The 12,676-nt window shown below is 44.0% G+C and carries 4 protein-coding genes, 15 tRNA genes and 3 rRNA genes; 21 read left to right on the forward strand and 1 reads right to left on the reverse strand.

Features of this window, described 5'->3' with window-relative positions; translation table 11 throughout:
- Positions 1 to 49 precede the first annotated feature (49 nt).
- From CEF18_RS23415 to CEF18_RS23425, 3 genes are all read left to right on the forward strand, one after another.
- Positions 50 to 1,324 (forward strand): TRAP transporter large permease, encoded by a 1,275-nt coding sequence (locus CEF18_RS23415; protein ID WP_110938950.1) that lies wholly within the window; start codon positions 50 to 52, stop codon positions 1,322 to 1,324.
- A gap of 59 nt (positions 1,325 to 1,383) precedes the next feature.
- The gene (locus tag CEF18_RS23420) at positions 1,384 to 2,514 is read left to right on the forward strand and encodes a DctP family TRAP transporter solute-binding subunit (protein ID WP_110938951.1); all 1,131 of its coding nucleotides are present in this window, start codon (positions 1,384 to 1,386) and stop codon (positions 2,512 to 2,514) included.
- A 203-nt stretch (positions 2,515 to 2,717) separates the two neighbouring features.
- A complete protein-coding gene (locus CEF18_RS23425; protein WP_110938952.1) occupies positions 2,718 to 4,064 on the forward strand; it encodes a Na+/H+ antiporter family protein in 1,347 nt (448 codons plus the stop codon).
- Positions 4,065 to 4,464: 400 nt separating this feature from the next.
- On the opposite strand, the gene CEF18_RS23430 is transcribed toward CEF18_RS23425, so the two are convergent.
- A complete protein-coding gene (locus tag CEF18_RS23430) occupies positions 4,465 to 5,052 on the reverse strand; it encodes a biotin transporter BioY (RefSeq protein WP_110938953.1) in 588 nt (195 codons plus the stop codon).
- Positions 5,053 to 5,779: 727 nt separating this feature from the next.
- Between CEF18_RS23430 and CEF18_RS23435 the strand changes: the two genes are divergently transcribed.
- From CEF18_RS23435 to CEF18_RS23520, 18 genes are all read left to right on the forward strand, one after another.
- A 16S ribosomal RNA gene (locus CEF18_RS23435) occupies positions 5,780 to 7,347 on the forward strand.
- A 393-nt stretch (positions 7,348 to 7,740) separates the two neighbouring features.
- Positions 7,741 to 10,680: ribosomal RNA gene (locus CEF18_RS23440) — 23S ribosomal RNA — on the forward strand.
- A 77-nt stretch (positions 10,681 to 10,757) separates the two neighbouring features.
- Positions 10,758 to 10,873: ribosomal RNA gene (rrf, locus tag CEF18_RS23445) — 5S ribosomal RNA — on the forward strand.
- Together the 16S, 23S and 5S rRNA genes with 15 tRNA genes alongside form the textbook arrangement of a ribosomal RNA operon.
- 21 nt (positions 10,874 to 10,894) lie before the next feature.
- Positions 10,895 to 10,970 (forward strand) — tRNA-Ala (locus CEF18_RS23450).
- A gap of 35 nt (positions 10,971 to 11,005) precedes the next feature.
- Positions 11,006 to 11,082, forward strand: a tRNA-Met gene (locus CEF18_RS23455).
- An 11-nt stretch (positions 11,083 to 11,093) separates the two neighbouring features.
- Positions 11,094 to 11,186, forward strand: a tRNA-Ser gene (locus CEF18_RS23460).
- Between the two features lie 21 nt (positions 11,187 to 11,207).
- Positions 11,208 to 11,283: transfer RNA gene (locus CEF18_RS23465), tRNA-Asp, on the forward strand.
- A 67-nt stretch (positions 11,284 to 11,350) separates the two neighbouring features.
- Positions 11,351 to 11,434 (forward strand) — tRNA-Tyr (locus CEF18_RS23470).
- Positions 11,435 to 11,440: 6 nt separating this feature from the next.
- Positions 11,441 to 11,514, forward strand: a tRNA-Trp gene (locus tag CEF18_RS23475).
- Positions 11,515 to 11,528: 14 nt separating this feature from the next.
- Positions 11,529 to 11,604 (forward strand) — tRNA-His (locus CEF18_RS23480).
- A 24-nt stretch (positions 11,605 to 11,628) separates the two neighbouring features.
- Positions 11,629 to 11,703: transfer RNA gene (locus CEF18_RS23485), tRNA-Gln, on the forward strand.
- A gap of 9 nt (positions 11,704 to 11,712) precedes the next feature.
- A tRNA-Gly gene (locus CEF18_RS23490) sits at positions 11,713 to 11,787 on the forward strand.
- Positions 11,788 to 11,905: 118 nt separating this feature from the next.
- Positions 11,906 to 11,979 (forward strand) — tRNA-Gly (locus tag CEF18_RS23495).
- 23 nt (positions 11,980 to 12,002) lie between these two features.
- Positions 12,003 to 12,079, forward strand: a tRNA-Ile gene (locus CEF18_RS23500).
- A 4-nt stretch (positions 12,080 to 12,083) separates the two neighbouring features.
- Positions 12,084 to 12,158: transfer RNA gene (locus CEF18_RS23505), tRNA-Asn, on the forward strand.
- Positions 12,159 to 12,162: 4 nt separating this feature from the next.
- A tRNA-Ser gene (locus CEF18_RS23510) sits at positions 12,163 to 12,253 on the forward strand.
- 15 nt (positions 12,254 to 12,268) lie between these two features.
- Positions 12,269 to 12,343 (forward strand) — tRNA-Glu (locus CEF18_RS23515).
- Between the two features lie 97 nt (positions 12,344 to 12,440).
- Positions 12,441 to 12,516 (forward strand) — tRNA-Lys (locus tag CEF18_RS23520).
- Positions 12,517 to 12,676 lie beyond the last annotated feature (160 nt).

The following is a 12,676-nucleotide window of genomic DNA, read 5'->3' on the forward strand; positions in this document are numbered from 1 at the left end:
CAAAATAGATAAGAATTTTCGAAAAAATAGGACGGTGGAGGAATCGACGATGATTTGGACATTACTGGGCATTATGGTTATTTTACTCCTAATGGGTTTTCCGATGATGATTCCTATGATCGCAGGACCTTTAGTTATTATTTTATTTTTCATGGATAACTTAGATCCGACGATTATGATTCAACAGATGGTTGAGGGAATATCATCATATGTATTAATTGCTGTTCCACTATTTATATTTGCCGCCGATATCATGACGTCAGGAAGAACTTCGAACAAATTGCTAGATTTTGTTGGAGCGTTTATTGGGCATATTCGCGGAGGATATGCGATAACCACGGCAGCAGCTTGTACGCTTTTTGGATCTATTTCAGGTTCAACGCAAGCAACTGTAGTAGCTATTGGGAAACCAATGCGTGAGCGATTATTAAAGGTCGGATATAAAGATTCAAGTGCTATCGCCTTAATTATCAATGCAAGTGATATTGCACTTTTAATTCCGCCGAGTATAGGAATGATCATTTACGCATTAGTTTCTGACGCTTCTGTAGGGGACTTATTTATCGCTGGTATAGGTCCAGGCGTATTAATTTTTCTCTTTTTTGCAACGTATTCTTATATTCATGCAAGAATATATAATATCCCTCTGGGGCCTAAAATGCCTTGGAAAGAAAGAGGGAATGTCACATTAAAAGCACTTTTACCATTAGGCTTTCCGATTATTATCATTGGAGGTATTTACACTGGTCAATTTACACCGACAGAAGCAGCAGGAGTTTCTGTGTTATATGCACTAATACTTGAAGTGTTAATTTACAAGACGATTAAATTTAAAGAAATTCCTGGAATAGCATTGTCTTCCGGTATCGTTACTTCTGCGGTATTTGTACTCGTAGCAGGCGGTCAAGCATTTTCTTGGGTCATCTCTTTCTTAAGAATTCCAAGAATGTTAACAGATGCTGTCATGGGTCCCGATCCTTCAGCATTATATGTATTACTTATCGTATCTATCTTTTTCTTCATTGGATGTATGTTCGTAGATCCAATTGTGGTGATATTAATATTAACTCCAATTTTTGCTCCAGTTGCTACTGCAGCAGGAATTGATCCAATACATTTAGGGGTAGTCATCGTATTCCAAGCGGCTTTGGGCTCAGCAACGCCACCGTTTGGGGTTGATATATTTACAGCAAGTTCGGTGTTTAATAAATCCTATTTGGATGTCATACGCGGAACACCGCCGTACATTGTAATGTTATTAATTGTTTCAGTTTTAGTAGTTGTTTTTGAGGATATCTCACTTTTCTTACTGAATATGTTTTAATAGTAGGGTTAAAGAGTGTAGATATTTTTAAAATAAAATTTTATGGGGGTATTCACATTATGTTAAAGAAAAAAGGTTTATTAGCTAGCATGTTGTCTTTTGGATTAGTTCTTGCTGCTTGTGGCGGTAATGACGAAACGGAGAATAATGGCGGTACAAATGAAGCGGCAAATGAAGGAACAAACAATGGCGAGGCCGTTGAAAATAACGGTGGAAACGAAGAAGCTGTTGAAGTTGAAGCGCAAGAATGGCGCTTTGTAACAGAAGAAACAGAAGGGCAAGTCCAAAATGTATATGCTGAAGAGTTTGCTGAATTAGTCAGTGAAAAATCTGGTGGACAGATTTCAATCGATGTATATGGTTTTGGGGAATTAGGTAGTGAAGTAGACCAAGTTGAACAATTATCAACCGGTGTTGTAGAATTTGCAATTATTTCTCCAGGTTTCACAGGTACACTCGTACCTGAGGGAAATATTTTTGCCCTTCAATTCTTGTTTGATGATGATCAGGAACTGAATCAGCAGGTATTGAATGAAAGTGAAGCTATTAATGAGCATTTAGCTGGTAAATATGTTGAACAAGGTATTATGCCATTAGCTTTCTGGACAGAGGGTGCTATGCAGTGGACTGGAAGCAGTGCACTACAATCTCCTGATGACTTTGATGGTTTCCAAATGAGAACACAGGAATCACCGTTAATTCTTGAGTCTTATGAAGCATATGATGCTAATCCAACAGCAATGAGCTGGGGAGAACTTTATACTGGACTTCAGCAAGGTGCTGTAGAAGGTCAAGAAAACCCACTTTTCTTTATTGAAGATGCAAACTTTCATGAAGTGCAAGACCACTTGACGATTTCAAATCACAATATGTATGTAACGATGACAACTGTAAATCCTGATTTCTATGAGGGATTAGATGACGCAACAAAAACAATTGTTGATGAGTCTATTGAGGAAATGAAATCTCGATCTTTTGAAATTCAAGCTGAGCAAAATGATGCTGCTTTAGGTTTAATTGAAGAAGCAACAGATACTCCTACAGAAGTATATGAGCTTTCTGAAGAAGAGCGAGATGCATTCCGTGAACTAGCTGTACCAGTTCGTGATTCCTATCGTGATGAAAGTGAAGACGCTGGAATGATTCTAGATATGCTTCAAGATGAGATTGAAGCGGCACAGGGTAACTAATAAGTAATTTTTAAAAAGCTAGAGGGCTATCCTCTAGCTTTTTTTGTCGTAATTGAACCAAAGAAGTACAGGATTAAAAAATTTTATGCTTTATTTTAGTGAGAATTGGATTGACAATCACCTTGAAGAAGTGATAAATTAGTCTAGGTTTTTCACGTTACCGATTTATCACAATAAAGGATTTTCAGAGGGGTTTTGTTACAATGAATGCTGTAGTATTGGCTGTTCTCGTCATGATTATATTAAGTTTAGCAAGGATACACGTCGTTATAGCTCTGATTGGAGGGGCAATAGTTGGTGGTATTGTTGCCGGGTTTTCTGTTACAGAAACGTTGGAAATTTTTACGGGAGGTTTAGGTGCAAATGCAAGTATTGCTCTCAGTTATGCAATGCTAGGAGCTTTTGCAGTAGCTATAAACTTCACTGGATTACCAAACCTTATGGTAAAAGGGGCAATTCGTCTTGTTGGTAAAAATGAAGAAACCAGAAGAAAAACGATGACGAAAGTAATTCTCTTGTTTATCGTTGCGATTGTCGCTTGTTTTTCTCAGAATCTAGTTCCAGTTCATATTGCTTTTATCCCAATATTAGTTCCTCCACTTCTACTAATCTTTAATGAACTCGCTCTTGATAGAAGAGCGGTCGCTACTGCATTAACATTTGGATTAAAAGCACCATATATATTAATTCCAGCTGGATATGGATTCATATTTCACGAGATATTGGTTACGAATATGGAAGAAAGCGGAATGAGTGTTGAAATGGGGATGGTCCCTCAAGCTTTGGCTTTGCCTGTATTAGGGATGTTAATTGGGTTATTATTTGCAATCTTTGTTAGTTACCGAAAAGAAAGACCTTATCACAATAAAGAAATAGTCGAAGAGTCAGTGACTTCGGGGGACAAAAATTATACAACGACAGGAATAGTTATTTCTATCATATCTATTGTTGTCGTTTTAATTGCACAAGTAGTGACAGATTCAATGATTTTCGGTGCACTTTCAGGGTTAATTATCTTATACTGTTATTTTGGGGTTTTACATTTTAGAAAAGAATTTACATTGAATCAAACAGATCAGTTAATGACTAGTGGTATGAAGATGCTTGCTTTCATAGGTTTCGTTATGATTGCAGCGGGTGGATTTGCGGAGGTTATTAGAGAAACGGGCCACGTAGAATCTCTCGTTACATCAACGTCGGATTGGATAGGTGGTAATCACGGATTAGCGGCAATAATCATGCTCATTATCGGTCTATTTATTACAATGGGTATTGGTTCATCTTTTGCAACCATACCAATTATTACAGCTATATTTGTACCGTTAGCTGTTGCGATAGGAATGTCGCCTATGGCAACTATTGCTCTCATTGGAACTGCCGGAGCACTTGGTGACGCTGGATCCCCGGCTTCTGATAGTACTTTGGGTCCTACAGCTGGTTTGAATGCTGACGGACAGCATAATCACATTTGGGATACATGTGTCCCAACTTTCCTTCATTTTAATATTCCTCTCATTATATTTGGTTGGTTATCTGCAATTATTTTATAACAACTATTGAGGATGTTCGCATACATTATAATAGAAGGTAATAGTATTCAAGCATAAGTGAAAATAGTTAAAAGCTGTCTTAAGGTGATTGGTATCTCTAGGCAGCTTTTTTGCTAGGTAAGTATAGAACGGTGTTTTTGAGGGGGATATGGTATTTTTTTAGTCCTGCAGTTTCCTTTTCGACCTGAGTACTCGAATGCGCTCTAGGAGGACCCTTTCCGTGGGCAAGGCTTCAGCTAGTTGCTTCTTTTCCAGGACGAGCCTATCCCTCGCATCATCGATGAATTCAATAAATGATATCAAAGACAATATTCAAAAAAGGTGCTGTTCCTATATGTGGAATAGCACCTTTTAAAAATCATTTAAAAATAATGACGTATTTTAAAGGACTGGAGTAAAATTATGAAGCAACTGGTTTTTTGGGACTAGATTTGTTTATAGCCTTGAGAAGCTTCGGGGCCAAGGTTGCTGCAAACCCTACTAATACAAAATCTTTTAGAAAAAATGGTACCATGCTTACTGCAATAGGGATGAACTGTACATCGGTTAGCCCTAAAATAAAATGACTATGTAAATATAAATAAGGAACGCCTATTAAATAATTAAGGATAAGACCAACATAACTTGAAAGATAAAAAGTGAATAATGATGGTTGTTGATTCAACTCAATGATTAAACCTACTATATAAGCAAGCGCTATAAAAGAAAGCAAAAAACCGAAAGTAGGAGAAGTTACAGTGTGAAAACCTCCTACGAAACCTGCGAAAACAGGAACTCCAATTAGACCTAACATCAAATATCCTGTCATAGCAAAAGCAGCTAACCTTTTTCCAAGTAAGATACCTGCTAAAATTGCGACAACGGTTTGAAAAGTTAAGGGGACAGTGCCGATAGTAATAATTGCTGTTAAGTTCGCTCCTATTGCCATTAGAGCTATAAATATAGCTCCTTTTGTAAGATCTGTTGCAGTAAATTTTTTATTGTTCATGGAAATAACCTCTCTCTCTATTGTTAACCTTTAAATATTACTGGTTAACAATAGAATACTTGCACTAAGAGTGTAAAGTCAATATAAATTCACAATTTTAATAACCAGCATATAATGAATTGGTTGTTACAGTTGTTTTTCCAGTTATTTGATCCAATAAATTGTGTGTAAGGGATCGACTCTTTTCTTCTGGCATACTAAAATAATGCGAGATGAATAGGTTGTCCAATTAGTAGTAAGAGGAAGAAAGGTATATTAGATCTTTCAATTTAATAAAAGGTATTGACGAGACAAATAAACGTCTTTATAATAGGTCAAGTCGCAAAATAATATTTAAAATGGTGTTGCGCAGAAGCAACTATCCTGATATAATATTAATTGTTGTCGCAATTTGATTCGACGTAATTAAAACATATTATACATTTTGAAAATAGGTGTTGACATCATATTTGAAATAATGTTATGATATGAAAGTCGCCAAAAACGACTGACACAATTTATATTCGATTCAGTGAAAAACTAGATTTCATTAATAAGTGGAATTGAGTTATTGAATCAGATATTTTAGATGACCTTTGAAAACTAAACAAAAAGCCAAGCAAAGTGGGATATTTTAAAATATCCCGTCAAATGAAACAAATCGTTGAATGGTAACATTCGACAAACGCCAGACGAAAGTTTGGTTTTGATGTCTAGGACATCAAGCTTGATGATAAGTCATCATACTTTATCGGAGAGTTTGATCCTGGCTCAGGACGAACGCTGGCGGCGTGCCTAATACATGCAAGTCGAGCGCAGGAAACAAGTTGATCCCTTCGGGGTGACGCTTGTGGAATGAGCGGCGGACGGGTGAGTAACACGTGGGCAACCTGCCTTGTAGACTGGGATAACTCCGGGAAACCGGAGCTAATACCGGATGACCAACGGAATCGCATGATTCTGTTGTAAAAGTGGGGATTTATCCTCACACTACGAGATGGGCCCGCGGCGCATTAGCTAGTTGGTAAGGTAATGGCTTACCAAGGCAACGATGCGTAGCCGACCTGAGAGGGTGATCGGCCACACTGGAACTGAGACACGGTCCAGACTCCTACGGGAGGCAGCAGTAGGGAATCATCCGCAATGGGCGAAAGCCTGACGGTGCAACGCCGCGTGAACGATGAAGGTTTTCGGATCGTAAAGTTCTGTTATGAGGGAAGAACAAGTGCCGTTCGAATAGGGCGGCACCTTGACGGTACCTCACGAGAAAGCCCCGGCTAACTACGTGCCAGCAGCCGCGGTAATACGTAGGGGGCAAGCGTTGTCCGGAATTATTGGGCGTAAAGCGCGCGCAGGCGGTCTCTTAAGTCTGATGTGAAAGCCCACGGCTCAACCGTGGAGGGTCATTGGAAACTGGGGGACTTGAGTGTAGGAGAGGAAAGTGGAATTCCACGTGTAGCGGTGAAATGCGTAGATATGTGGAGGAACACCAGTGGCGAAGGCGACTTTCTGGCCTATAACTGACGCTGAGGTGCGAAAGCGTGGGGAGCAAACAGGATTAGATACCCTGGTAGTCCACGCCGTAAACGATGAGTGCTAGGTGTTAGGGGTTTCGATGCCCTTAGTGCCGAAGTTAACACATTAAGCACTCCGCCTGGGGAGTACGACCGCAAGGTTGAAACTCAAAGGAATTGACGGGGGCCCGCACAAGCAGTGGAGCATGTGGTTTAATTCGAAGCAACGCGAAGAACCTTACCAGGTCTTGACATCCTCTGACCACCCAAGAGATTGGGATTTCCCCTTCGGGGGACAGAGTGACAGGTGGTGCATGGTTGTCGTCAGCTCGTGTCGTGAGATGTTGGGTTAAGTCCCGCAACGAGCGCAACCCTTGATCTTAGTTGCCAGCATTCAGTTGGGCACTCTAAGGTGACTGCCGGTGATAAACCGGAGGAAGGTGGGGATGACGTCAAATCATCATGCCCCTTATGACCTGGGCTACACACGTGCTACAATGGATGGTACAAAGGGCTGCAAGACCGCGAGGTCAAGCGAATCCCGTAAAGCCATTCTCAGTTCGGATTGCAGGCTGCAACTCGCCTGCATGAAGCCGGAATTGCTAGTAATCGCGGATCAGCATGCCGCGGTGAATACGTTCCCGGGCCTTGTACACACCGCCCGTCACACCACGAGAGTTTGTAACACCCGAAGTCGGTGAGGTAACCTTTTTGGAGCCAGCCGCCGAAGGTGGGACAGATGATTGGGGTGAAGTCGTAACAAGGTATCCCTACCGGAAGGTGGGGATGGATCACCTCCTTTCTAAGGAGCATTTAAGCTCAACTTATTGAATCGAACTTTGTCTTGGACTTTTTGTTTAGTTTTGAGAGGTTAGTCTCTCAAAGCTTCTTTTCTTTGAAAGAAGCCTTTGTCCTTTGAAAACTGGATAACGAAATGACTGAAAAGAATCACCGGTTATACCCTTTGAATACGTTCAAAGAAAGTGAACCGAGTGTCTTAGATGTAGGCTAAGAAAGACGCCACCAATTGTGAGTGGAAATTATCCGAAGAATTTTATATTCGAAGATAATTTTTGCAAGGAGAACCAAGGAGATCGAGGAAGCAAATGACGAATCCCCGGAGCGTACAACCGTACGTGAGGAGATGAGGAGTGCAGCTGACGATGAGATCTGCCGGTAATCCGCAACAAAAAATGGTTAAGTTAGAAAGGGCGCACGGTGAATGCCTTGGCACTAGGAGCCGAAGAAGGACGGGACGAACACCGATATGCTTCGGGGAGCTGTAAGTAAGCTTTGATCCGGAGATTTCCGAATGGGGGAACCCCTTATCCGTAATGGGATAAGATCCACACTTGAATACATAGAGTGTGAGAAGGCAGACCTGGGGAACTGAAACATCTTAGTACCCAGAGGAAGAGAAAGCAAATGCGATTTCCTGAGTAGCGGCGAGCGAAACGGAAACAGCCCAAACCAAGAGGCTTGCCTCTTGGGGTTGTAGGACATTCCATATGGAGTTACAAAGAGTCTGTGTAGATGAAGCGACCTGGAAAGGTCCGCGAGACAAGGTAAAAGCCCTGTAGTCGAAATGCAGACTCCTCCGGAGTGTATCCTGAGTACGGCGGGACACGTGAAACCCCGTTGGAAACTGGGAGGACCATCTCCCAAGGCTAAATACTACCTAGTGACCGATAGTGAACCAGTACCGTGAGGGAAAGGTGAAAAGCACCCCGGAAGGGGAGTGAAATAGATCTTGAAACCGTGTGCCTACAAGTAGTTGGAGCCCGTTAATGGGTGACAGCGTGCCTTTTGTAGAATGAACCGGCGAGTTACGATCCCATGCAAGGTTAAGCTGAAAAGGCGGAGCCGCAGCGAAAGCGAGTCTGAATAGGGCGAATGAGTATGTGGTTGTAGACCCGAAACCGGGTGATCTACCCATGTCCAGGGTGAAGTCCAGGTAACACTGGATGGAGGCCCGAACCCACGCACGTTGAAAAGTGCGGGGATGAGGTGTGGGTAGGGGTGAAATGCCAATCGAACTCGGAAATAGCTGGTTCTCCCCGAAATAGCTTTAGGGCTAGCCTCGAGGGAAGAGTTTTGGAGGTAGAGCACTGATTGGACGAGGGGTCCCCACAGGATTACCGAATTCAGTCAAACTCCGAATGCCAAAAACTTATCCTCGGGAGTCAGACTGCGAGTGCTAAGATCCGTAGTCAAGAGGGAAACAGCCCAGACCATCAGCTAAGGTCCCAAAGTATACGTTAAGTGGAAAAGGATGTGGAGTTGCTTAGACAACCAGGATGTTGGCTTAGAAGCAGCCATCATTGAAAGAGTGCGTAATAGCTCACTGGTCGAGTGACTCTGCGCCGAAAATGTACCGGGGCTAAACGTATCACCGAAGCTATGGACAGACACCTTCGGGTGTCCTGTGGTAGGGGAGCGTTCCAAGGGCGTCGAAGCATGACCGGAAGGACATGTGGAGCGCTTGGAAGTGAGAATGCCGGTATGAGTAGCGAAAAGAGGGGTGAGAATCCCCTCCGTCGAAAGCCTAAGGTTTCCTGAGGAAGGCTCGTCCGCTCAGGGTAAGTCGGGACCTAAGCCGAGGCCGAAAGGCGTAGGCGATGGAAAACAGGTTGAAATTCCTGTACCACCACGTTTCCGTTTGAGTAATGGGGGGACGCAGTAAGGTAGGGTAAGCGCACCGTTGGTTGTGTGCGTCGAAGCAATTAGGCTGACAAGTAGGTAAATCCGCTTGTCGTGAAGGCTGAGTTGTGATCGCGAGGGAAATTTAGTACCGAAGTTCCCAATCCTACACTGCCAAGAAAAGCCTCTAGCGAGGAAGCTGGTGCCCGTACCGCAAACCGACACAGGTAGGCGGGATGAGAATTCTAAGACGCGCGGGAGAACTCTCGTTAAGGAACTCGGCAAAATGACTCCGTAACTTCGGGAGAAGGAGTGCTCTATTAGGGTGCAAGCCCGAGAGAGCCGCAGTGAATAGGCCCAAACGACTGTTTATCAAAAACACAGGTCTCTGCCAAGCCGCAAGGCGATGTATAGGGGCTGACACCTGCCCGGTGCTGGAAGGTTAAGAGGAGGGGTTATCCCGTAAGGGAGAAGCTCTGAATTGAAGCCCCAGTAAACGGCGGCCGTAACTATAACGGTCCTAAGGTAGCGAAATTCCTTGTCGGGTAAGTTCCGACCCGCACGAAAGGTGCAACGATTTGGGCACTGTCTCAACGAGAGACCCGGTGAAATTATATTACCAGTGAAGATGCTGGTTACCCGCGACAGGACGGAAAGACCCCATGGAGCTTTACTGTAGCTTGATATTGGATGTTGGAACAGCTTGTACAGGATAGGTAGGAGCCTTGGAAACCGGAGCGCTAGCTTCGGTGGAGGCATTGGTGGGATACTACCCTGGCTGTTTTGACATTCTAACCTCGGACCGTGATCCGGTTCAGGAACAGTGTCAGGTGGGCAGTTTGACTGGGGCGGTCGCCTCCTAAAGAGTAACGGAGGCGCCCAAAGGTTCCCTCAGAATGGTTGGAAATCATTCGTAGAGTGCAAAGGCATAAGGGAGCTTGACTGCGAGACATACAGGTCGAGCAGGGACGAAAGTCGGGCTTAGTGATCCGGCGGCACCGTATGGAAGGGCCGTCGCTCAACGGATAAAAGCTACCCTGGGGATAACAGGCTAATCTCCCCCAAGAGTCCACATCGACGGGGAGGTTTGGCACCTCGATGTCGGCTCGTCGCATCCTGGGGCTGAAGTAGGTCCCAAGGGTTGGGCTGTTCGCCCATTAAAGCGGCACGCGAGCTGGGTTCAGAACGTCGTGAGACAGTTCGGTCCCTATCCGTCGCGGGCGCAGGAAATTTGAGAGGAGCTGTCCTTAGTACGAGAGGACCGGGATGGACACACCGCTGGTGTACCAGTTGTTCCGCCAGGAGCATCGCTGGGTAGCTACGTGTGGAAGGGATAAGTGCTGAAAGCATCTAAGCATGAAGCCCCCCTCGAGATGAGATTTCCCATCACGTAAGTGAGTAAGATCCCTCAGAGAAGATGAGGTAGATAGGTCTCGTGTGGAAGCATGGCGACATGCGGAGCTGAGAGATACTAATCGATCGAGGACTTAACCAAATGTTTTACTCTAAGCAACGATTCTTTTCAGTCCATCACGTTATCCAGTTTTGAGAGGTCAACGACCACTCACTATGTCCAGTGACGATCGCGGAGAGGTCACACCCGTTCCCATGCCGAACACGGAAGTTAAGCTCTCCAGCGCCGATGATAGTTGGGGGTTTCCCCCTGTGAAAGTAGGACGCCGCTGGGCGTAAATATTTTAATTAATGTTGGGGCCTTAGCTCAGCTGGGAGAGCGCCTGCCTTGCACGCAGGAGGTCAGCGGTTCGATCCCGCTAGGCTCCACCAATATTTTAAAATATATTATCTATTATTAATGTTATGGCGGTGTAGCTCAGCTGGCTAGAGCGTACGGTTCATACCCGTGAGGTCGGGGGTTCGATCCCCTCCGCCGCTACCATAATTATTTTTGGAGGAATACCCAAGTTTGGCTGAAGGGATCGGTCTTGAAAACCGACAGGGGAGTCAAATCCCGCGGGGGTTCGAATCCCTCTTCCTCCTCCATTTTTTATCTATTTAAATCAAGGTCCCGTGGTGTAGCGGTTAACATGCCTGCCTGTCACGCAGGAGATCGCGGGTTCGAATCCCGTCGGGACCGCCATTTTATAATTTAAAAGAAGTTAAAAGAATTTGACGAAGAGATTCGTAACTTATTGATAAGAAAACATGGAGGGGTAGCGAAGTGGCTAAACGCGGCGGACTGTAAATCCGCTCCTTCGGGTTCGGCAGTTCGAATCTGCCCCCCTCCACCATGTTATAGGGGTATAGTTTAATGGTAAAACGAAGGTCTCCAAAACCTTTGATGCGGGTTCGACTCCTGCTACCCCTGCCATATTTATTATAATGGCGGTTGTGGCGAAGTGGTTAACGCACCGGATTGTGATTCCGGCACTCGTGGGTTCAATTCCCATCAGCCGCCCCATTATTATTAATTATGATAAATTATAGGGCTATAGCCAAGCGGTAAGGCATCGGATTTTGATTCCGTGACCCGCAGGTTCGAATCCTGCTAGCCCTGCCATTATTTTTTGCGGAAGTAGTTCAGTGGTAGAACATCACCTTGCCAAGGTGGGGGTCGCGAGTTCGAATCTCGTCTTCCGCTCCAGGAACATACTTCCATAATTCTAAATAATCATTAAAACTTGATAGAAATAGTTATTTAGGACAAGTCATACCCATACATAGGTACCTTCTAAATAACAAACATTATATTTTCATATTAAGCGGGTGTAGTTTAGTGGTAAAACCTCAGCCTTCCAAGCTGATGATGTGAGTTCGATTCTCATCACCCGCTCCATTTCTATGTATGTATTCCTTAATGGGCCTGTAGCTCAGCTGGTTAGAGCGCACGCCTGATAAGCGTGAGGTCGGTGGTTCGAGTCCACTCAGGCCCACCATTTTTCCACAGTAGCTCAGTGGTAGAGCTATCGGCTGTTAACCGATCGGTCGTAGGTTCGAATCCTACCTGTGGAGCCATTAAGGAGAAGTACCCAAGTGGCTGAAGGGGCGCCCCTGCTAAGGGTGTAGGTCGTGTGAGCGGCGCGAGGGTTCAAATCCCTCCTTCTCCGCCACCTTTTATCTATAGTGGCCCGTTGGTCAAGCGGTTAAGACACCGCCCTTTCACGGCGGTATCACGGGTTCGAATCCCGTACGGGTCACCAATTTTAAAGAAAAGATTGTAAGGTAGTAAGAGAGAAAAGCTGAATGTCATAAGCAAAGATAACGAACAGATTCATCGATTATACACAATCAAATAGAGAGCCATTAGCTCAGTTGGTAGAGCATCTGACTTTTAATCAGAGGGTCGAAGGTTCGAGTCCTTCATGGCTCACCATTATATTTATTCAGTTTACCTATAAAAAGGTAGGCTTTTTTTGTACAGATATTTAATATCTTTGCTTGTAAGTTTTGTAAGTTTTTTAAGAATTTAAAGTATTTAAAGTATTTTGAGCATATCACTTGCTTGTAAGTGTTTACAAATGATTTAATTATAA

This window comes from Salipaludibacillus neizhouensis, assembly GCF_002886185.1.
Lineage (GTDB): Bacteria > Bacillota > Bacilli > Bacillales > Salisediminibacteriaceae > Salipaludibacillus > Salipaludibacillus neizhouensis.

Bases quoted from the DNA above. Each gene is read 5' to 3' on its own strand.
- CEF18_RS23415 (WP_110938950.1), top strand. From the start codon at position 50: ATGATTTGGACATTACTGGGCATTATGGTTATTTTACTCCTAATGGGT.
- CEF18_RS23420 (WP_110938951.1), top strand. From the start codon at position 1,384: ATGTTAAAGAAAAAAGGTTTATTAGCTAGCATGTTGTCTTTTGGATTA.
- CEF18_RS23425 (WP_110938952.1), top strand. From the start codon at position 2,718: ATGAATGCTGTAGTATTGGCTGTTCTCGTCATGATTATATTAAGTTTA.
- CEF18_RS23430 (WP_110938953.1), bottom strand. From the start codon at position 5,052: ATGAACAATAAAAAATTTACTGCAACAGATCTTACAAAAGGAGCTATA.